22 protein-coding genes are annotated in these 21,542 nt (G+C 32.8%); 16 read left to right on the top strand and 6 right to left on the bottom strand.

All coding sequences use genetic code 11. The features are described from left to right. Nucleotides 1-32: 32 nt before the first annotated feature. Nucleotides 33-941: a COX15/CtaA family protein gene (locus NSR03_RS07275; RefSeq protein ID WP_002507984.1), complete on the bottom strand. Its 909-nt coding sequence runs from the start codon at nucleotides 939-941 to the stop codon at nucleotides 33-35. A gap of 284 nt (nucleotides 942-1,225) precedes the next feature. Between NSR03_RS07275 and cyoE the strand changes: the two genes are divergently transcribed. Both cyoE and NSR03_RS07265 read left to right on the top strand, forming a co-directional pair. Beyond that, complete coding sequence (gene cyoE, locus NSR03_RS07270) at nucleotides 1,226-2,137, top strand: heme o synthase (RefSeq protein WP_002507983.1); 912 nt, start codon at nucleotides 1,226-1,228, stop codon at nucleotides 2,135-2,137. Nucleotides 2,138-2,161: 24 nt separating this feature from the next. Next, nucleotides 2,162-2,623 (top strand): DUF420 domain-containing protein, encoded by a 462-nt coding sequence (locus tag NSR03_RS07265; protein ID WP_002507982.1) that lies wholly within the window; start codon nucleotides 2,162-2,164, stop codon nucleotides 2,621-2,623. A gap of 142 nt (nucleotides 2,624-2,765) precedes the next feature. Here NSR03_RS07265 and NSR03_RS07260 read toward each other — a convergent pair whose 3' ends face one another. Then, nucleotides 2,766-5,024 (bottom strand): ATP-binding cassette domain-containing protein, encoded by a 2,259-nt coding sequence (locus tag NSR03_RS07260; protein ID WP_021338667.1) that lies wholly within the window; start codon nucleotides 5,022-5,024, stop codon nucleotides 2,766-2,768. A 187-nt stretch (nucleotides 5,025-5,211) separates the two neighbouring features. Between NSR03_RS07260 and NSR03_RS07255 the strand changes: the two genes are divergently transcribed. Both NSR03_RS07255 and NSR03_RS07250 read left to right on the top strand, forming a co-directional pair. Further along, nucleotides 5,212-6,261, top strand: a complete 1,050-nt coding sequence (locus NSR03_RS07255) for a CAP-associated domain-containing protein (RefSeq protein ID WP_046465182.1) — start codon at nucleotides 5,212-5,214, stop codon at nucleotides 6,259-6,261. 17 nt (nucleotides 6,262-6,278) lie between these two features. Next, the gene (locus NSR03_RS07250; protein ID WP_002507979.1) at nucleotides 6,279-6,713 is read left to right on the top strand and encodes a YlbF family regulator; all 435 of its coding nucleotides are present in this window, start codon (nucleotides 6,279-6,281) and stop codon (nucleotides 6,711-6,713) included. A gap of 90 nt (nucleotides 6,714-6,803) precedes the next feature. On the opposite strand, the gene NSR03_RS07245 is transcribed toward NSR03_RS07250, so the two are convergent. After that, complete coding sequence (locus NSR03_RS07245) at nucleotides 6,804-7,724, bottom strand: glycerophosphodiester phosphodiesterase (RefSeq protein ID WP_046465183.1); 921 nt, start codon at nucleotides 7,722-7,724, stop codon at nucleotides 6,804-6,806. A 129-nt stretch (nucleotides 7,725-7,853) separates the two neighbouring features. Here NSR03_RS07245 and NSR03_RS07240 point away from each other — a divergent pair, with 129 nt between their 5' ends. Continuing rightward, nucleotides 7,854-8,105: a YlbG family protein gene (locus NSR03_RS07240; protein WP_002507977.1), complete on the top strand. Its 252-nt coding sequence runs from the start codon at nucleotides 7,854-7,856 to the stop codon at nucleotides 8,103-8,105. A gap of 103 nt (nucleotides 8,106-8,208) precedes the next feature. Here the strand turns inward: NSR03_RS07240 and NSR03_RS07235 are convergent, their stop codons facing one another. Continuing rightward, complete coding sequence (locus NSR03_RS07235) at nucleotides 8,209-8,598, bottom strand: DUF7147 family protein (RefSeq protein ID WP_002507976.1); 390 nt, start codon at nucleotides 8,596-8,598, stop codon at nucleotides 8,209-8,211. A 69-nt stretch (nucleotides 8,599-8,667) separates the two neighbouring features. Between NSR03_RS07235 and rsmD the strand changes: the two genes are divergently transcribed. Both rsmD and coaD read left to right on the top strand, forming a co-directional pair. Further along, the gene (gene rsmD / locus NSR03_RS07230; protein ID WP_002512273.1) at nucleotides 8,668-9,210 is read left to right on the top strand and encodes a 16S rRNA (guanine(966)-N(2))-methyltransferase RsmD; all 543 of its coding nucleotides are present in this window, start codon (nucleotides 8,668-8,670) and stop codon (nucleotides 9,208-9,210) included. 1 nt (nucleotide 9,211) lies between these two features. Then, nucleotides 9,212-9,697, top strand: a complete 486-nt coding sequence (coaD, locus tag NSR03_RS07225) for a pantetheine-phosphate adenylyltransferase (RefSeq protein WP_069820782.1) — start codon at nucleotides 9,212-9,214, stop codon at nucleotides 9,695-9,697. Nucleotides 9,698-9,863: 166 nt separating this feature from the next. On the opposite strand, the gene NSR03_RS07220 is transcribed toward coaD, so the two are convergent. Further along, nucleotides 9,864-10,997 carry a nucleotidyltransferase gene (locus NSR03_RS07220; protein WP_065367397.1) on the bottom strand — a complete coding sequence of 378 codons (1,134 nt, stop codon included), beginning with the start codon at nucleotides 10,995-10,997 and terminating at the stop codon, nucleotides 9,864-9,866. A 126-nt stretch (nucleotides 10,998-11,123) separates the two neighbouring features. Between NSR03_RS07220 and NSR03_RS07215 the strand changes: the two genes are divergently transcribed. The 6 genes from NSR03_RS07215 (at nucleotide 11,124) to pheT (ending at nucleotide 17,567) form a co-directional block, all read left to right on the top strand. After that, nucleotides 11,124-11,669: a YceD family protein gene (locus tag NSR03_RS07215; RefSeq protein ID WP_002507972.1), complete on the top strand. Its 546-nt coding sequence runs from the start codon at nucleotides 11,124-11,126 to the stop codon at nucleotides 11,667-11,669. An 84-nt stretch (nucleotides 11,670-11,753) separates the two neighbouring features. After that, nucleotides 11,754-11,927: a 50S ribosomal protein L32 gene (gene rpmF / locus NSR03_RS07210; protein WP_002507971.1), complete on the top strand. Its 174-nt coding sequence runs from the start codon at nucleotides 11,754-11,756 to the stop codon at nucleotides 11,925-11,927. 132 nt (nucleotides 11,928-12,059) lie between these two features. Further along, entirely contained in the window at nucleotides 12,060-13,001 is a 942-nt protein-coding gene (locus tag NSR03_RS07205; protein WP_021338670.1) for a M23 family metallopeptidase, read from the top strand. Between the two features lie 26 nt (nucleotides 13,002-13,027). Then, nucleotides 13,028-13,768 carry a TrmH family RNA methyltransferase gene (locus tag NSR03_RS07200; RefSeq protein ID WP_021338671.1) on the top strand — a complete coding sequence of 247 codons (741 nt, stop codon included), beginning with the start codon at nucleotides 13,028-13,030 and terminating at the stop codon, nucleotides 13,766-13,768. 338 nt (nucleotides 13,769-14,106) lie between these two features. Beyond that, a complete protein-coding gene (gene pheS, locus NSR03_RS07195) occupies nucleotides 14,107-15,165 on the top strand; it encodes a phenylalanine--tRNA ligase subunit alpha (protein WP_002512277.1) in 1,059 nt (352 codons plus the stop codon). After that, entirely contained in the window at nucleotides 15,165-17,567 is a 2,403-nt protein-coding gene (gene pheT / locus NSR03_RS07190; RefSeq protein WP_069801755.1) for a phenylalanine--tRNA ligase subunit beta, read from the top strand. Before pheS ends, pheT begins: the two co-directional genes overlap by 1 nt. Nucleotides 17,568-17,658: 91 nt before the next feature. On the opposite strand, the gene rnhC is transcribed toward pheT, so the two are convergent. After that, nucleotides 17,659-18,600 (bottom strand): ribonuclease HIII, encoded by a 942-nt coding sequence (gene rnhC / locus NSR03_RS07185; protein WP_069801757.1) that lies wholly within the window; start codon nucleotides 18,598-18,600, stop codon nucleotides 17,659-17,661. 315 nt (nucleotides 18,601-18,915) lie between these two features. Between rnhC and zapA the strand changes: the two genes are divergently transcribed. The 3 genes from zapA (at nucleotide 18,916) to polX (ending at nucleotide 21,535) form a co-directional block, all read left to right on the top strand. Further along, nucleotides 18,916-19,182 carry a cell division protein ZapA gene (gene zapA / locus NSR03_RS07180; protein WP_002507965.1) on the top strand — a complete coding sequence of 89 codons (267 nt, stop codon included), beginning with the start codon at nucleotides 18,916-18,918 and terminating at the stop codon, nucleotides 19,180-19,182. After that, the gene (locus tag NSR03_RS07175; protein WP_002512279.1) at nucleotides 19,182-19,703 is read left to right on the top strand and encodes a CvpA family protein; all 522 of its coding nucleotides are present in this window, start codon (nucleotides 19,182-19,184) and stop codon (nucleotides 19,701-19,703) included. Before zapA ends, NSR03_RS07175 begins: the two co-directional genes overlap by 1 nt. Nucleotides 19,704-19,822: 119 nt before the next feature. Next, the gene (gene polX / locus NSR03_RS07170) at nucleotides 19,823-21,535 is read left to right on the top strand and encodes a DNA polymerase/3'-5' exonuclease PolX (RefSeq protein WP_021338673.1); all 1,713 of its coding nucleotides are present in this window, start codon (nucleotides 19,823-19,825) and stop codon (nucleotides 21,533-21,535) included. Nucleotides 21,536-21,542 lie beyond the last annotated feature (7 nt).

Below are 21,542 nucleotides of genomic sequence, written 5' to 3'. Positions count from 1 at the left end.
CTTATATTGTTTATGAACCAATAAAATCTAATTTATCCGCCACTTCGAATTGTTCGAAGCATTAGTACTATAAAGTAAGCTATTAAGCCAAACAATATAGTAATAAATAGCGCATGTAACAAAGCAATGAATAGATTAACATTTGTCATCATAGATAAAGCACCTGTAATAACTTGTAAAACTACTAAGACAAAGGCAGATGTATAACCAAAACGTATTGTACGATTATGGCTATAATTTTTTACTGCATGAATAAATGTTAATAATATCCAAATGAAAGCAATTAAAGCCATACCTCTATGGGTAAAGTTTACCCAGTCCTGTACATTATGCGGTATGATATCGTCAAATGGCAGTGGCCATTTACCATATGCTAAGCTGGCTTCTTTGTGTCTTACTAGTGCTCCCGTGTATATAGTTAAATATACAACAATTGCCATAATCCATGTATAAATTCTTAATGGTTTTCTGATAAATAGTTCATCAGCTTCATATTTTCGATCAATTTCAAAAATAATTAAAGTTAAGACAAACACTGATGAGAATGAAATCAATGAAATACCAAAGTGTAAAGCTAACGTATAAGAATTTTGTTGCCACATTACTGCTGCTGCACCAACAAGCGCTTGGATGACTAAGAATCCAACACTTATAATACTTAAAGGTTTTACTTCTTTAATATAACCAATATGTTTCCAAGCAACTATCGCTAACCATAAGACAACAAGCATGGATATGCCTGAAACTGCACGGTGACTTAATTCAATCAACGTTTGAATTGGTAAATTTTGAGGTAAAAATGCACCATGACATAATGGCCAGTCAGAGCCACATCCATCTGCTGAACCAGTCTTGGTAACTAAGGCACCACCCAATTGAACAAAAGCCATAATGAGTGTTGCTAAAACAGATAACCATTTTAGGTTTTTTTTGCTAAACAAGAATTAACCCCCCACTTATATGTAAAATTCTTGAGACATTAAATTACATTCAGTTGTACCATTATTTGTTGTAATTATTGTAATTATTAATCTCGAAAAAACATACTTATAAAATTTAAATAAATCTTAACTAACATTATAACAAGAAATATAGATTAAATTGTGTCACAAAAATGACTATTTGTGAAAGTCGCTAAAGTGTCACAAATAACTTTACATAAATGTAGTCAATAACACAAATTTAATATATCATTGTATTATATGAAAAAAATAGGAGGGAAATTATGAACAAAGAACAAACTTTGTCACATAATTCTAGTCGTGTAACTTTTAAAGAGTTACAGCAAATCATCAAAACAGGACTTGTACAAGGAAACTTACTGCCTGCATTTGCTGGTTCATGGCTTGCAATTGTGTTGGCGAATCATTCCTTCCTCTCGTCAATACCACAAATCTTAATGATGTTGGTGGGCTCTACGTTAATTATGGGGGGCGCATGTGCTTTAAATAATTACTATGATCAAGATATTGACAGTATCATGCCAAGTAAACAACAGAGACCAACAGTTAATGAGAGAATCTCAGACAGAAATCTATTGATTCTCAGTTTTGGAATGATGCTTATAGGGGAGGCATTTCTATTTGCGTTAAACATACCTTCGGGAGTAATTGGCTTGATAGGAATCGTTGGGTATGTTTCGTTTTATTCTATTTGGTCTAAACGTCATACAGTTTGGAATACAGTAATTGGTAGTTTTCCAGGTGCAGTGCCACCATTAATTGGTTGGACTGCAATAGAAGGAAACATCAGTTTGGTAGCAGTAGCACTATTCTTAGTAGTATTCTGTTGGCAACCGGTTCATTTTTATGCGTTAGCAATTAAGCGTAAAGATGAATATTCATTAGCAAATATTCCAATGCTACCATCCGTTAAAGGGTTTAGTCGTACGAGAGTAAGCATGTTAATATGGCTTGTTTTCTTATTACCACTACCATTTTTACTTAGCACTTTAGGCACAACGTTTATTGTAATCGCAACATTGTTGAATTTAGGTTGGGTGTACATGTGGTTAACAAGCTTTAAGAAAGATTTAGATGAAACGAAATGGGCAACAAAAATGTTTATTTATTCATTGAATTATTTAGTAGTATTCTTTGTGCTCGTTGTCGTCGTGTCATTAATTCAAATGTTCTAATAATTAATAATGAGGATGTATTATATGAATTTACCAATTTTACCTACTTTAAGTACAAGTTTTATTATTATTAGTGCGATCTTAGTTGCAATAGGTTGGCGCAAAATTTGGAAGAGAGAAATTGAAAGTCATAAAAAAGTAATGCTAAGCGCAGCGTTTTTTGCACTCGCATTCTTTATCATTTATGCTTCAAGAACGATTTTCGTTGGTAATACTGCTTTCGGTGGTCCAGATTCAGTGAAAATTTATTACACAATATTCTTAGTATTCCATATCAATTTAGCAACAATTGGTGCAATTTTAGGTGTATCACAAATCATCACGGCCTTTAAAGAGAAATTTAAAGTGCATAGATTTGTCGGCCCGATTGCATCGATTATATGGTTCTTTACTGCAATTACTGGTGTAGCAGTTTATGCTTTACTCTATGTAATTTATCCTGGCGGAGAGACTACATCGCTAATTAAAGCAACGTTTGGATTGTAACTAATATTTTTGACTTACTGTTAGTCATTTTACGGAAAGATTATCGGCATATAATAAAAATGGTAAGCAATCAAATTTTGATTGCTTACCATTTTTTAATTACAGCGATATCGTTAATAAACAACAATACCAAAGGTTCAATCTAGTTACCTAAATATCTTAGTAAATGTTTGGCAGTTACAGAAGCTTTAATGTCTAATAACCCTTTTGGTTTTCCTTCATATAGCAATTGACCACCTTGTCCACCAGCATAAGGGCCTATATCAATGATCCAGTCTGCATGAGTCATCATGGTTAAGTTATGTTCTATTACTACTACTGTGTTGTTGTCATCAATGAGTTGATTAAAACAGTCTAATAAGATAGGTATGTCATCTTCATGCAATCCTGTTGTAGGTTCATCGAAGACAAAAGTTTGGTGATTTACAGTACGTGTTAAATATTTACTTAGTTTCACACGTTGAATTTCGCCGCCTGATAATGTATTTAATGTTTGACCTAATGTCATATAATTAAGTCCCGTGGATTTTAAAGCATTTAAAGGTGTTGAAATATTGTGTTTTGAATGGAAGAATTCGATTGCTTCATCTACAGTTAGCGCAAGAATATCTGCGATTGAATAACCAGCTATTTTTGCATCAAGAACTTCTGGTTTATATCTTAAGCCGTCACAAACATCACATGTTTGAGTAAAATCTGGCATAAATGCAAGCTCAGTTTTTAAAATTCCTTTACCATGACACTCTGGACAGGCGCCTTCTGAATTATAACTAAACATAGATTTTTTTAATCCAGTTTCTTCACTGAAATAGCTTCGTACTTCATCAAATATATTTAAATAAGTGAGTAAGTTAGAACGACTTGATGCATGTACAGGTTTTTGATCAATAAAAATAGTGTCTTGTAACTGACCTAATCCTTCATGAATTAATGAACTTTTGCCGGAACCTGCGACACCAGTCACTACAGTCATAGCTTGTTTAGGTATTTTAGTTGAAACATTTTTTAAATTATTACGAGAAATATTAGAAAGTTTAATATAATCTTGGATTTCTCTAGGTTGTGATTTAAGATTATGCATTCTTCGTAAAGCAACGCCTGTACTCGTAGTTGATTTTAATAAAGTATTGTAAGACCCGGTAAATGTAATTTCTCCACCGTTTTTTCCAGCAAGTGGACCTAAATCTACAACGTGATCAGCAATACGTATAACATCAGGGTCATGTTCAACGACCAACACAGTATTTCCTTTGTCTTTTAAAGATTGTATGATTTCATTTATACGTTGTATATCATCAGGATGCAAACCAACACTAGGCTCATCTATAATGTAAACTAGATCGCTTAGAGGGCTATTAAGGTGTCTTATTAATTTAATACGTTGTGATTCACCACCAGAAAGCGTGGTAGTTTCTCTAGATAAAGTTAGGTAATTAAGCCCGATATAACTTAAAGATTGTAATTGTTGCTGTAGCGGTTCAATGATGACGCGGGCTTTATCTGAGTGAATGTTTTTAATGAAATCTAATGCATCATCTATGGATAATTGAGTGAAATCTGAGATGTCAAAACCATTAATTTTACATTTTAAAATATCTGGATGTAATCTTTTTCCATGACATTTCGGACATTCTTTTGAAGTTACGACACGATCTATGGCATCTCTAAATTTATTTTTTTCAAAATTATCATTGAGTAAAAAAGAACGTCTAAACCGATGAATTAAACCTTCGAATTTGGCTGTTTTAGGCCAATTATCAGGTGGGTTTTTCAGTTTAGTAGGCTTTGTATATAGCAATGTATTAAGTTCTTCTTGTGTATAATCTTTTAATTTTTTATCGTTATCAAATAACCCTGTATATAAATAACGCTTTCCTCTCCAACTATCCGGTCTAAAAGAGGGGAATCGTATCGCATCTTCATTTAATGATTTATTGAAATCTAACAGCTCATTTAAGTCTATATCTTCCACATAGCCTAGACCTGAGCATGTATCGCACATCCCTTTAGGATTGTTAAATGAGAATATGTCAGAGTAACCCACAAAAGGTTCTCCGATTCGAGACCATAATAATCTCACTGAAGCATATATATCAGATATTGTACCTACTGTAGAACGCGAATTACCACCCAATCGTTTTTGGTTGATAATCATAGCAACTGGTAGGTGTTCAATCAAATCTACTTTTGGTTTTGAATATTGAGTTAATTGATGTTGTATATATGTAGAATATGTTTCATTTAAAAGACGTTCTGACTCGGCAGCAATGGTATTAAATACTAATGAAGATTTTCCTGAACCTGAGCGACCAGTAAAAACCGTTATTTGATGCTTGGGTATATCGACAGAAACATCTTTCAAATTATTTTGTTTTGCACCGTGAATACGAATTGTTGTCATGACTTTCACCTCTCAATTATCACTATACCCAAAAAAAGGTGATGTATCACTTGTATCGCTGAATCGTAAAAATGTGTATTTTAAATGACCTGTGCTAATCTTAACAAAGAATTTACAACGTCATACCTTGCTTGTGACATAATGAAACATGTACAATAAATGAAAGTAATATATAGGTGGGTGAGCGATGAAAAAACTAATAATTAAAATTATTGGTGTATTATTATTAATTTGTTTTTTAATTTATCTATTTTACTCACCGCGTTTAAAGTTTGACGTACTCGAAAATCCTAATAAAGATTCAACTAAAACGACTCAAAATAAGGATGCTCAAAAAACTGAGACAAACGCTGAAAACCCTAAACCTGAAAAGGGCGTAAGTACGTGGGTTGGTCAAAGCTTAGATGAATTAACTGATAAATATGGTCAAGCTGATCGAGTTTATCCATATAAAAATAATTTTAAAAATTATGTATTTAAGCAAAAAGATAAATATTATTTGATTACTACTAAAAAAGGGATTGTTAAGTCTGTTTATGCGACAGGTAAAGATGCTAATGTAAATCCTATAAAGATACAGGATGATGCGTCACAGGTTTTTGAAAAATATAGTATCAATCCAGAACCAATGATTTCTGTAAATGGTAAGCAATATCAATTAGAATTATCTGATTCAGATATGAAAACACAAGCATTAATTAAATTCAAAGATATCTATGCTCAAGTTTACATAGATCAGCAATCTAATGAGGTAGTCGCGGTTAGATATTTAGATAGTGAAGCTTTGGCAGCATTTAAACCGTATCAAATGTTATCTACCAAAGAAGATAAAGAAGTTAAAAGTAAATATAGTAATATTACTTATGAGCAAAACTCAAATCAGCTGACTACACTTTATGAAATTACAAATGAAATGAGAAAGTTAAAGGATGCTGAGCCATTGAAGGTTAATAATCAATTGACGCATATTGCCTCATTTAACTTGTATGAAGCAATTGGTACTGATAGTGTTGAATTTACTGAAGATGCTTTAAAACAACAGTTAAATGAGCAAGAAGTGCCATTTGTATCTGCTAGTCAAAATGTAGGCTATGATTTTAACGAAGTTCCAACTTTAATACATAGTTGGCTCAACTCAGATATTCATAGATCTAGGATGTTAAACTCTAAATATAATGAAATGGGTGGCGAAGTAACGAATGGTTACTACACAATTATTTTTGTTGAAGATAAATAGAAAGGAGATTTGTAACGATGATTACTGAAGAAACATTAACAGTGCTTGATGAAATTGAAGCACTTAGTGATAAAATACTTGAATCAAGATTATATAAAGAATATAAAGAGGCTGAACAACAATTAGCGGATAATGATGAGGCACACTTACTATACCAAGCATTTTTGAAATCAAAAGATAAATATGATGAAATTATGCGTTTTGGTAAATACCACCCTGATTACCAAACAGTGATGTTGGACACGCGTAAACGTAAACGTGCGTATGAAATGTTGCCAGTTGTAATGGATTTTAAACAAAAAGAAGTTTTACTACAGGATTTAATAGATGAAGTGATTGTTAAAATTGCATACGCTGTTTCTGAAAATGTAAAAATTGAAACAGGCAATCCATTTTTCCAAAAAGATGCAAGTGGTTGTGCTACAGGTGGATCATGTAGCTGTTCACTTTAAGCTGAATTTTAAGAGTTATCAATAAGAAATATTGAAAAAAGCTGGGACGCCTCATTGAGGTTTCCCAGCTTTATTCTGAAGCATGCGTTGCTAGTGATAAGTATGTTTAAAGCGTTCTGCTAAATCGGGTCTATCAGTAACAAGGGTATGCGCACCATTAAAAATCAAATCATTCATTAAGTCGAGATTATTCACACCATAATAACCTGGAATGATATCACGTGTGTTTAGCCATTGAATGAATCTTGGTGAAGTTAGTTTAATACCTTTGAATGAAACAGGCATTTGGAAAGTGTGCGCACGTGGTTGAAAGCTATTGCCTAGTCCTAAATAGAACTTTAAGAAACCTTCTGCAACTTCACTTTGACCTGCGCCAATGGCTACTGTACCATTACTTATTATATTAAAACGTTCAATTTGTTTACTATGGAAACTTGTTACTAATACGCGATCTTGAGCATTATTAGCAACAATATCCTCAAATATAATTTCTGGTACAAGATGGCCATGTTCACTTTCAGGGTCATCTTTTAAATCAACATTAATCAATTGATTTGGATATAATTTAAGTAATTCATCAAAAGATAAAATATAAGCATCTTTGTGGCCTCTATAAGGTTTATGACCGTTTATATCTACAAAATGATATCCTGAATCTAACTGTTTTATCTCTGCTAAAGTATGTTCGGATACTTTACCTGATCCGTTAGTCGTACGATCCACGTCTACATCATGGAAAACGATGAGTTTTCGATCTTTTGTAAGTCTCACATCTGTTTCAAATCCATCAATACCATGTGCTACTGCATTATCAAAAGCAAGTTTAGTTTGCTCTGGTCTTACAGCCATGCCACCACGATGGGCAAATATATATGGTGCAGGTTTAGAAAAGAAAGATGGTATACTTTGATTATTCGGTTTAGCTTTATATTTAGTAAGTAAAAATACACTACCGACTAAACCAAGTGTACTTAAAAATCCGCCCTTAATTAATTTATTGATTTTTGTCACGAGCAATCCTCCTCAGTTTTGAGTATATAAAGTAATATAGCAAATGTTTGTGATACATCAAAATAATTGTTATTTCTAAAAATAAAAAGACATGATATTATATAAAGGCTAATAATTGGAGTGAAAAATATGAACACTATAGCTAGAACAAGTTTGATAATTTATTTAAAACATATGAAACACGAAAGACAAGTAAGAAAGTTTGGCCATATTGTAAGTGTAAATAGACAACAACGCTATGTTGTAATGTATATAAATGAAGAAGAAGCGGATCAAATTGTTGAAAAATTAATGAAGCTCAAATATGTAAAGGATATTGAAGGCTCACCTTATAAATATTTAAAAAAGGTTTATGAAAAAGAACAGCATGAAATATCTTGATTTTTTGTATCTGATTAAAAGAAATGTAGCTAAAGAGTTAATAGGAATGAGTTAAAAAGCCACAATAGTACAGTGATTGTCTACAGTGGCTTATTTTATTCAATTATTGCAATGGTGGAATCCATCTCTGTAGTCTTAAAACACTGATTAAGTAGTTAAAATATAAATCGATGTCGTGGAAGGTTTCACTAGGTTGTACATCTACCTCTTTGATATCTATATTATATAGTTTTGCTTGCTCATTGATCATTTCAAACTTTTTATTGGAATTAGGATAGGGGTAATTTAAAGCATTAACCATGATATACATAGCTTGGAAGTGATTTTCACTTGTAGGATGCATAACGATTGCTACTGAAGAAGGTTTTTTCTCGAAAGTAGCAGCGTGGAAATAAACAATATGGTCGATACGTTTGAAATTATATTCTATTAAAGTGTTAAATTCGAATAAGTCTGTGAGGCCTTCGCCTAATTTTATAAATGATTGTTTCATTATTGTATCCTCCTTATCATGCAGTATGCATTATATAAAATTTGATTTAAGAATGGAAGTGTTAATAATATGAGAGTGATTTCAGGAATACATAAAAGTAAAGCGCTAGAGAGCATAGAAGGGCGCAATACCAGACCTACAATGGATAAAGTGAAAGAGGGCATTTTTAATAGTCTTCATGAAGTTTCAGGAATAGGCTTAGATTTATATGCAGGTAGCGGGTCTTTAGGTATCGAAGCTTTGTCTCGTGGTATTGATAAAATGATTTTTGTAGATCAAAATTTTAAAGCCGTTAAAGTGATTAAAGCAAATTTAAAGAGTTTGAATATAGAATCGCAAACTGAAGTATATAAAAACAATGCAGACCGTGCGTTGAAAGCACTTTCGAAACGAGATATTCAATTTGATGTAATCTTTTTGGACCCCCCATATGAAAAAGGACTAATAGATGAAGCGTTGAAAGAAATCGCAAAGTTTAATTTATTAAAAGAAAGTGGTATTATCGTTTGTGAGTTCAATCATCACGAAAAAATTAATACTGATCCTTTCCATGTGATAAAGCGTTATCATTATGGACTGACAGACACTTTGTTATTAGAAAAAGGAGATTAAAATGTCTACAACTAAAGCAGTTATTCCCGGAAGTTTTGATCCAATTACCTATGGGCATATAGATATTATAGATAGAAGTGCTGATCGCTTTGATGAGCTTCACATTTGTGTCTTGAAAAACAGTAGTAAAGCAGGAACATTTTCAATTGAAGAACGCTTAGAATTGATTAAAGAATCAGTGAAACATTTGGATAACGTTACAGTACATCATTTTAATGGTTTACTTGTTGATTTTTGTGACGATATTGGTGCGCAGACAATAATCAGAGGTTTGAGAGCTGTAAGTGACTTTGAATATGAATTGAGACTGACTTCAATGAATAAAAAGCTAAATAGTGATGTAGAAACAATGTATATGATGACTAGTACAAATTACTCGTTTATTAGTTCAAGTGTTGTTAAAGAAGTTGCTGCATATAAGGCGAATGTTTCAGATTTTGTTCCAGTACATGTGGAAAAAGCATTGAATAAAAAATTTAGAAAATAACTATAAAGAACCAAATGCTAAATAACAAATTGGAAAATGGCTCTAGACTTTGTATGAAATCGCTGAACTGTAGCTATTCAAGTAGGCAACTGGATAATTAAAAATGGCTGACTTCATACTTTTAGGTATGCGGTCAGCCATTTTTAATTTATGATTATTACACTTTTTAAACACGTATCACAGGTGTATTGAAGTCGGTAGCGGTATTATTAGAAAGAAAATTATAAATTTGAGTAGCGTGTATTTCGTTCGTAAAATAATGCGCGTTTTGTTTGTTGACTTGTGTTATATAATTACGCTCTGGAAAAGTGTTCTTTAAATATTTTAAATACTGTTGTCCTTTTTGTGTCATGCCCAATACTCTAACTGCTTCAATTGTTGAAGGTTTATCTTGTTGTTTGAAATTCAGTAAAATGTTCATAAGTAAACGTTGGATATGCGTATATGTATAACGCTTTGACTTAATTAATTTCATTAAATGTTCAAAAGAAGTAGCTTCATTGATTAAATGCACTAAACGATGTTCTAATCCTTCACTCATTAAGTGGATTTGTTCTAAAGTTTGCACATCTTGGCTTAAAATTGCGTATTTGATATAAGTGAAGGTATCTTCAATTGAAACTTGGGGCGCTTCATAAAGTGTTTGAGCCGATTCAGGAACAACTTTTTTCCATTGGTCATCACCTGTTTGAATTGATTTACGAATCGAAGTACCACTTGCAAAAGCAAAGTTTGAAATCAAATCATCATGATGAGCGCTTTGTTCTCGAGTTATCGTCCAGGGTTGGATGGTTGGTGCCCATTTTTGAATCGCACGCACATATGATATCCCTAAAGTGTTATTAGGTGATGAAAGTAATGAATGGTCAGAGATAAGTTCACTAATGATTCGTGGATAGCTTTTACCTTCTTTAGATTTTTCTGAAAATTGTGGTGAATCTTCTACTTTATTCATTTCTTGTGCAAGTGATAAAAATGCATTTATATTACCAGATTCGCTTCCGAATGATAAATGATTAACATTTAAATAATCTGCGACTTGAACTGCAGTCTCTGCAAAATATTGTCCTGCAGAAATTGCAGAGTAGGCAGGTAATTCAATAACTAGGTCGACAGCGGTTAACGCCATTTGTGTTCGCGTAAATTTATTATAAATTGCTGGTTGGCCTCTCATTACAAAGTTTCCACTCATAATTGCGACAGAAACTTCAGCTTCAGTAATTGACTTTGATTTCTGTGCATGGTATAAGTGACCATTGTGGAAAGGATTATATTCTGTGACTAGTGCAACGCTTTTCATTTGCAATTCTTCCTTTCAGAATTCATTATATATATTGTAACAGATGTAAATGTGTTAAGAAAAAATCTTGACAACTTATGTCTATAAAGTTAAAATAAATTTTGTGCTTGTTAGAGGTGAAGCCCTATGAAATGGTCAATAACACAATTAAGAAAATTCCAAGATAAACCATTTGAATTCCATCAAACGGTTAATTTTGATCATTTAGTAAAATCATTAGATTTAATAGATCTATCTGATATTGATGTTGAAGGTGAATTAACCGTCAGATCAAATGAAGTCATTGCAGATATGCATATAACTGGAACGTATACGATGCCGTGTGCACGTACATTAGTTCCTGTAGAAACTCCTATAGATATTAAATCTCAAGAGATTTTTGATTTAGAAGGATATGATGAGTATAGTAATGGCGAAGATAAAGATGAACATTACCATGATGCAACAAACGGTATGATAAATCTAAAAGATATTACTGAAGAACTAGTTATCATTGGAAAACCAATGCGTGTTTTTTCAAACGAAAGCGATCAGATGTTAAGTGAAGGCAATGGTTGGGAAGTTATTGACGAAGAAGAAGCGGTTGAGCTTGCAAAAGATAAGGAAGAATCTGAATCTAAGCAAATTGATCCTAGGCTTCAAAAACTACAACAATTATATGACGAAGAGTAATAGCGGATTTTAATAATCTATAGTATAATGGATTATTGAATCTGAAAATTTCTATTTAGTGTTTGAATATAAGGAGGATATATCATGGCAGTACCAAAAAGAAGAACGTCAAAAACAAGAAAAAATAAACGTCGTACGCATTTCAAAATTTCAGTACCTGGTATGACAGAGTGCCCAAGTTGTGGAGAATATAAATTATCTCACCGCGTGTGTAAGAACTGTGGTTCATACAATGGCGAAGACGTTGTATCAAAATAATTTCATTTAATTAAATGGCTTAATAATAGCCTATACTAATCGTTCACTAATTATTCACTTGATAATTTTTGAGCGATTTTTTATGTTAGTGATAGGTAGTATTTATATTCAGCTGATAGGTTGTGTAAAATTATGGAAACAATTAATGCACAAATAATTATAAATAAAATAGAAAATAGTGATGCCATCTGGCTTTATGAGCATTTTAGTGATTATTTTCAAGAAATTTCTTCTTATAAAGAATTTAAGAAGTTATTAAGTGCGTATAACAGTATTAGAGGAACAAACAGGTTGTATAAGCATTTACATATAAATCGTCAAGATGAGTATATTTGGTTTGATACTAATATGGAATCAGGTGTAAGTGTTATCTTAAATAAATATCAAGAAATTATTGGAATGGCACTAATACCGATTAAGCAATCACATTCAATTAAATTCTCGAAATGTAGTTATACAATCCCTTTACAAGAAGATTGGCTTGTTCATACTGGTGGCGCAAATGAGTTGTTAAATCATCACTATAGATATAAAAATCAACGTAATGCTTTTGATTTTGTAAAAGTAATAGAAGGTTTTACATATAATGGTGACCCCACAGAGTGCGAGAATTATTTTAGTTATAATGCACCTATTTTAGCTCCGGCAAACGGGGTAGTAGAAGAAGTTGTAGATGGGATTCCTGATTGCACACCTGGAGAATATAATACAATGCATCCCGAAGGTAATTACATAGTTATTAAGCACGGTCGTAATGAATATAGTATGATAGCACATATCAAACCGTATTCGTTCAAAATTGAGAAAGGTGATACATTATTACGTGGACAACATATCGCAAATGTAGGTAATTCAGGAAATGCTTCTGAGCCACATGTACACTTTCAAGTGATGAATCATAAAGATATACAAACCACTCAAACTTTGAAAATTAAATTTCTCAATAACGCTTCACCAGTTAAAGGTGATATAGTAACATATACAGGAGATAATATTTTAGTGGAAAGTGAAAGCCAGTTTTCTACATTTTTTAAAAATATTAGTACCAATATTAAGCATAAATTTAAGAGTTAAAAATACTAAAATAAAGAGGCTATGCTATGGAAATGATTACTTCGGCTCAAAATAGTAAAGTTAAAAATGCAATTAAATTAAAAAAGAAACGTGAAAGAGATAAGACAGGACGCGCACTTATCGAGGGTTATCATTTAATTGAAGAAGCTTATAAAAGCAATTTAAAAATTGAACAATTGTATGTCGTAGATATTGAAAGACTTGATGATGGTATGATTAATTATGCTGAAGAAGTATTTGAAATTAATTTAAAAGTTGCTGAAGCATTATCAGGTACAGTTACACCACAAGGCTTCTTTGCGGTGATTGAAAAACCTGTTCATGAAACAGCGAAAGCACAACAAGTGCTACTTATAGACTGTATCCAAGATCCAGGTAATTTAGGAACATTAATTCGTACCGCAGATGCTGCCGGATTAGATTTAATTGTGCTTGAAAAAGGTACAGCAGACCCTTATCAAGATAAAGTTATGCGTGCGAGTCAAGGCAGCGTCTTTCATATTCCAATTGTGTCACAAGATTTAAGTGAATTTATTGATGGATTTGAAGGGGGAGTGTATGGTACTGCATTGGATGATGCAGTAGCCTATAATCAAATACAAAGTCAAGAAAAGTTCGCGTTACTTTTAGGTAATGAAGGTGAAGGTGTAAACCCTGAATTATTGAGTAAAACGTCTCAAAATTTAACAATACCTATCTATGGCAAGGCAGAAAGTTTAAATGTAGCAATAGCTGGTAGTATCGTGATGTATCACTTGAAAGGTTGACCCTTTAATCAATTATCGTATATAATATAGTTAATGATATTTCAAAATAAATATTAACCTTTAAAAAGACGTAGACTATTTTCATACAGTTGCTTAAGGGAGATTATCCGAAGACTGCAAGATAATCCACTGTATTTAGTTTTTTTCACCTTTTTGGTTACTTAAAGAAATTTAAGTCGGATCTCATTTCCGTTATCAATGACAACAAGTGTATGCTTAGGCATAAATTTGGGTGGTACCACGGAAGGCTTTCGTCCCAGTTTCAAGGGATGGAAGTCTTTTTTGCGTTTTTACAAAAAATCATTACACATTAAGATTTTAAAATAGGAGGACTATGTATGGCACAGACAGAAGCGATGACTGAGATTAAGCAGCAAGCATTAGTTGATATTAATGAAGCTCAAAATGAAAAAGAATTACAAGATGTAAAAGTTAAATATTTAGGTAAAAAAGGTTCAGTTACTGGTTTAATGAAACATATGAAAGATTTATCGAATGAAGAAAAACCAGCCTATGGTCAACAAGTGAATGAAGTGAGACAAGCCATTGAAGGTGAAATTGAATCACGTCATGAACTTTTAGCGCATGAACAATTAGAACAACAATTAAAAGAAGAACAAATTGATGTTACATTACCTGGCCGTAAAATTTCGATAGGCTCTAAACACCCTTTAACAAGAACGATTGAAGAGATTGAAGATTTATTCTTAGGTTTAGGTTACGAAATTGTTGATGGTTTTGAAGTAGAGAAAGATTACTATAACTTTGAAGCGCTAAACTTACCTAAATCACATCCTGCAAGAGACATGCAAGATAGCTTTTATATTACAGATGAAATATTAATGCGTACACACACGTCTCCTGTTCAAGCAAGAACGATGGAGGAACGCAATGGCCAAGGTCCTGTGAAAATTTTATGCCCTGGTAAAGTTTATCGACGCGATTCTGATGATGCAACGCACAGTCATCAATTTACTCAAATTGAAGGTTTAGTTGTAGATGAAAATATTAAAATGAGCGATTTGAAAGGTACATTAGAATTATTAGCTAAACAATTATTTGGTGAAGAGAGAGAAATTAGACTACGTCCAAGTTACTTCCCATTCACTGAACCTTCTGTAGAAGTAGATGTTTCATGTTTCAAATGTAAAGGTGAAGGCTGTAATGTTTGTAAGGAAACTGGTTGGATAGAAATTCTAGGAGCTGGTATGGTGCATCCTAATGTGTTAGAGATGGCAGGTTTTGATTCAAATAAATATACTGGCTTTGCATTTGGTATGGGTCCTGATCGAATTGCAATGTTGAAATATGGTATTGAGGATATACGTCATTTCTATACAAATGATGTACGTTTCTTAGATCAATTTAAAGCTGTAGAAGATAGAGGTGAAAAGTAATGTTTATTTCAAAAGAATGGTTAGAAAGTTATATAGATATTAATGAACCAGTTAATGTACTTGCAGAAAGAATTACACGTACTGGTATTGAAGTAGATGATATTGTAGATTATACAAAAGAAATCAAGAACTTAGTTGTCGGATACGTACAATCTAAAGCGCCTCATCCAGATGCTGACAAGCTAAATATATGTTTAGTAGACATTGGTGAAGCAGAACCGGTTCAAATCGTGTGTGGTGCTCCTAATGTTGATGCTGGTCAGACTGTCATTGTAGCAACAGTAGGTGGCAGATTACCTGGTGGCATAAAAATTAAACGTGCTAAATTACGTGGAGAACGTTCAGAGGGTATGATTTGTTCCCTTCAAGAAATTGGTGTGCCAAGCAATCTTGTCCCTAAAAACTTTGAAGATGGTATTTATGTCTTTTCGTCTGAAGTGACTCCAGGTACAGACGCTATGACTGCGCTATATTTAAATGACCAAGTGATGGAATTTGATTTAACACCAAATAGAGCTGACGCATTAAGTATGATTGGTACAGCTTATGAAACTGCAGCGTTATACAATGTGTCAATGAAGAAACCAGAAACAAATAGTAATGAGATTTCTGAACAAACGTCAGATGAAATCAGCGTGAACATTCAAAATAAAGATAAAGTAGCATATTACAGTGCAAGAGTAGTAAATGGTCTAACAATCGAGCCTTCTCCAGAGTGGATGCAAATGCGTTTAATCAAAGCAGGCATTCGCCCAATCAATAACGTCGTAGATATATCAAACTATGTACTTTTAGAATACGGACAACCACTACACATGTTTGATAAAGATCAAATAGGTTCAAGTCAAATAGAAGTACGTCAAGCTCATACTGATGAAAAAATGACTACTTTAGATGATCAAGAAAGAATATTGAAAGACAGTGATATTGTTATTACAAACGGCACAAATCCAATAGCAATAGCTGGTGTAATGGGCGGCGATTTCTCAGAAGTGACTGAATCAACAACGAATGTTGTGATTGAAGGTGCGATTTTTGACCCTGTTTCTATTAGACATACGTCAAGAAGATTAAACTTAAGAAGTGAAGCCTCTAGTCGTTTTGAAAAAGGTATTGCGACAGAATTTGTAGATGAAGCGGTAGATAGAGCGTGTTATTTACTACAAACTTATGCAGGCGGTTCAGTAACACAAGGTCGTGTGGCAGAAGGCGATTTAGGTCAATTTGTTACTCCAATTGAAATTTCTATTGATAAAGTAAATACTACAGTAGGTTTTGAACTATCAGCGGAAGAAATTGAAGCGATTTTTGTACAATTAGGATTTGAAACAACTAGAAATGAAGATATCTTAACTGTTATGGTGCCGTCTCGTCGTAAAGACATTACAATAAAAGAAGACTTAATTGAAGAAATTGCACGTATGTATGGTTATGATGAAATCCCATCAACATTACCTGTGTTTGAGGAAGTAACACATGGTGCTTTAACGGATAGACAAGGTAAGTCTCGTGTCGTGAAAGCAACACTAGAAGGTGCTGGTTTAAGTCAAGCAATAAATTATTCATTGGTAGACAAACAAAGAGCAAAAGATTTCGCACTACAAGAACGCGCTACAATTGATTTATTAATGCCGATGAGTGAGGCGCATGCTACTTTGCGACAAAGTTTGATACCTCATTTAATCGATGCAGTTTCTTATAACGTCGCACGTAAAAATAATAATGTGCGCTTGTATGAACTAGGGCGTGTATTCTTTGGTAATGGCGAAAGTGAATTACCAGATGAAGTTGAATATCTAAGTGGCATCTTAACAGGTGATTACACAGTTAATGCTTGGCAAGGTAAGAAAGAAGAAGTTGATTTCTTTGTTGCCAAAGGTATCGTAGATCGCATTGCCGAAAAACTGGATATCCAATTTGACTATGAATCTGGAGAAATTGATGGCTTACATCCTGGTAGAACAGCTATGGTTAAATTAAACGATGAAATCATTGGTTTTGTTGGTGAATTACATCCTCAAGTTGAAAAAGAAAATGACTTAAAACGCACATACGTTTTTGAATTAAATTATGAGAAATTGATGGCTGTCTCAGTTGGATATATTAATTATCAACCAATCCCTAGATTCCCAGGTGTATCAAGAGATATTGCTTTAGTTATCAACCGTACAATACCTTCAGCAAAATTAGTGAAAGTCATTGAAAATCATGGTGGAGAAATTTTACAAAAAGCCGAAGTATTTGATGTTTATGAAGGCGAACACATTGCTGAAGATGAGAAATCAATTGCAATTCGTTTAGCTTATTTAGATACACAACAAACACTTACAGATGACAAAGTAAATGCAGTACATGAAGACATCTTAGCTGCTTTACAAGCAGAAGGTGCAACAATTAGATAAAATAGTGTAATTTAAAAACCTTGGTAGACCATTATTATGGGATGCCAAGGTTTTTATGCTAAAGTTATAATATTAATAGTGAATTTAGTTGCTAACGATGTTTATTTTGTACTAATTTTTCTGCTTTTGAACGGTTAGCAAAATGCTTTTTAGTAATAGAGTCTAGATAGTCAATGCCTTTACGATCAATGATTTTAGCTGCTGCAAGGTCGACTTTATTGCTAGCTCCTTTCGGAATCTCTGTTTTAGCAGAACGCGAGAGACTATCCATATTTTTAACAAAGGCATAACGTGAAATAATACTGGCTGCCGCAATTGCTATAGATTTAGATTCACCTTTTGTTTCGAATTTTGTTTTAGTACTGAAGGGTAAATCGGTTAGAGCATAGCGTTTATATACACCAGCCTCAGCAAATTGATCAATGACAATATAGTCTAATGCATCAGTATCTATCTTTTGTGTTACATTTTTGATTGCTTCGTTATGTAATACTGCTTTCATTTTAACTTGTGACCAGCCAGATTTTTGTTTTTCGTTATATTTTTCATTGTGCATAGTTAACAAAGAATGAGGGATAAAAGTTACAAGTTGTTCAGCTAATTCAACGATTTTTGCATCAGTCAATTTCTTAGAATCATCAACGCCAAGCGTTTTTAATACTTGTACATTCTTTTTGGAAACATAAGCAGCACATACAGTAAGTGGACCGAAATAATCGCCACTGCCTGCTTCATCACTACCAATACATTGATAATTGTTATATCGAATAGTTTTATTAGTGCTAGAAGTTTTTTTAACTGAATTCGTTTTAGATTGTGCAGGTTTAGCTGTATTAGGTAAGAGTTGAGATGCTATATTATCTGCATCTTTACCTTGAAACATGACTTTATTTGAATTGTAAATTGAAATTGAAGTGCTTTTATATTTGGTTTTGCCTTTCATTCCTTGAGAAACATTCGATGTATCAAATTGAATTTTAGACATTAATTGCTGGATTTCTTGATTTGTTAATTTAAGTACAACATTTGTCATGTTTTTTGGCCTCACTTTATATGGATTACTAATATTTATATTTCAACAATGAATATCATATCACAAGTATAAATAACCGAGCTACTAGTGAAAGCACCATCTATTAAAAGTTTATGTAGAGGCGTTTTCATTTACATTGTCAAAAATGTTATAAATAACAAATATTTCAAATATTACAAATCACACCTCTTACAAAATAATATTTTGTCGTGTATAATGGTTCGTAATAAATAGTATAAATTACTAAATTAAACACTTAAAAGAATCAATTAGAGAATGAATTCGGAAATATAAACAAAAGTCAGGAGTTATTATATGGGAGAGTTTAAAAATCGGATTAACGTCACTATAAATGATCAGCGTTATACAATTGTCGGAGAGGACAACCCTGAACATATCCGTTATGTAGCACATCTCGTCGATGAAAGGATTAAAGAACTAGGTAGTAAGAGTGCAGGCTTAGACACGACAAGAAAAGCAATATTAACAGCAGTAAATATTATGCATGAAAAAGTACAATTAGAAGAGGAAAATCATCGTCTGCAACAAGAAATAAAACAACTGAAAAACAGTGATGAATAATGATTTTTGATATATTAATTGTAATTGTTTTTATTTACATAGGAATGATTGGATTTAGAAGAGGTGTATGGTTTAGTGCATTACATCTAGGTGCTACGTTGTTTTCATTATGGGTAGCGCAACGATTTTATTTGCAAATATCTCAACGATTGGAATTATTTATACCTTTTCCTAAAACACAAGCTTACGATTTGAATTATGCTTTTCAATTTGATAACCTACAACAGCGATTCGACCACATTATTGCATTTTTAATCGTAGCGACAATTACCAAGATAATTTGTTATGGGGTTATTGTTGTCTTTGATAAGGTTATTCAATACCGAGGGCTCAATTTAATAAGTCGATTTATTGGTATGTTAATGGGAATAATATCTTCAATTATTATCTGCACAACATTATTGTATAGTGCAGCACTTTATCCATTAGAATTCATACAACAGCAACTTTCAAGCTCGATTATTGCAGAATATATGTTATTACATACACCTTATGTATCGACGTTTGTATTAAACATATAGCTAGCATAATTTTCGTAAAATATATAGATTTTTAAAATACAGGAGGTCAGGGCATAACCAATTTACTGATGAACGCATAACAGTAATCTGTCTTGACCTTTTTTTATGGAGTGAAAGTAATGACAAAAAAAGATATTATTCAATTATTAGAAAAAATAGCTACTTATATGGAATTAAAAGGTGAAAACACATTTAAAGTTTCAGCTTATAGAAAAGCAGCTCAAAGTCTTGAAATAGATGAACGTCCACTTGATCAAATAGAGGATGTCACAGAGTTAAAAGGTATTGGTAAAGGTGTAGGAGACGTAATTAAAGAATATCAACAAGAAGGAATTTCTTCGACATTAGAGTCACTACAAGAAGAAGTACCAGAAGGGCTAATCCCTTTACTGAAAATACAGGGATTAGGTAGCAAGAAAATAGCGAAACTTTATAAAGAATTAAATATAGATGGTAAAGAAGCATTACAAAAAGCCTGTGAAGCTGGTGAAGTGAGTGAATTAAGCGGCTTTGCTAAAAAAACGGAACAAAATATCTTAGAGGCAGTTAAAGCGCTTGGTGCGAAAAAAGATAAATACCCTATTGATCAAATGCGAGGCTTAAACATTGAAATTAATGAACATTTATCCTCAATTGAAGGTATCGAACAATACGAAGTTGCTGGTAGTTATAGAAGATTTAAAGAAATGAGTAAAGATTTAGACTATATTATAAGTACAAATGAACCAACTAAAGTACAACAGGCATTACTTGATATACCTAATAAAGTTAAAGAAGTAGCTGTTGGACAAACAAAAGTATCATTAGAAGTAACTTATGATGATGAAACAATAGGTGTAGATTTCAGGTTAATCGAACCTTCAGCTTTCTATCACACACTACAGCATTTCACTGGTTCTAAAGATCATAATATTCGTATTCGTCAGTTAGCTAAAGAAAAAGATGAAAAAGTGAGTGAATATGGCATTGAACAAGCAAATGGCGAATTGCTGCAATATCAAAGTGAAAAAGAAATTTATGATCATTTCGGTGTGAAATGGATTGACCCAGCAATGCGGGAAGATGGAAGCGAGTTTGATAAAGACCTGTCAGAAATTATAAAATTAGATGACATTAATGGTGATATTCATATGCATACGACGTATAGTGATGGTGCATTCAGTATTGAAGAGATGATAGAAGCTAACATTGCTAAAGGCCATCAATTCATGGTGATTACAGATCACTCTCAAAGCTTAAAAGTTGCCAATGGTTTGTCAGTTGAGCGCCTATTACGCCAAAATGAAGAGATCAAAGCCTTGAATAATAAATATGAAGAAATTGATATTTACTCAGGTATTGAAATGGACATACTTCCTGATGGCCGTTTAGACTATGACGATGAAGTATTGGCGCAATTAGATTATGTTATTGCAGCAATACATCAAAGTTTTAACCAATCGCAGGAAGACATTATGAAACGCTTAGAAAACGCATGTCGCAATCCATATGTTAGACATATTGCACATCCAACTGGTCGTATTATTGGTAAACGCCCAGGTTATGAACCAGATATTGATAGATTATGTGAGATTGCCGAAGAGACAAACACGATTTTAGAAATTAATGCAAACCCTAAACGGTTAGATCTAAATGCCGAAACAGTTAAAAAACATCCGAATGTTAAATTAACTATTAATACGGATGCCCATCACGTAGATCATCTTGAATTCATGAAGTACGGTGTGGCGACTGCACAAAAAGGGTTTGTTAAAAAAGACAGAGTAATCAATACGATGTCACGAGAGGCGTTTAAATCGCTTATAGAAAATAACATTAAATTGAAGAAATAGAGGGATT

Source organism: Staphylococcus sp. FSL W8-1207 (genome assembly GCF_038003745.1).
Classification (GTDB): Bacteria; Bacillota; Bacilli; order Staphylococcales; family Staphylococcaceae; genus Staphylococcus; species Staphylococcus equorum.
The sequence above is the reverse complement of the archived record's forward strand: the minus strand, read 5'-3'. Positions and strand labels throughout refer to the sequence as shown.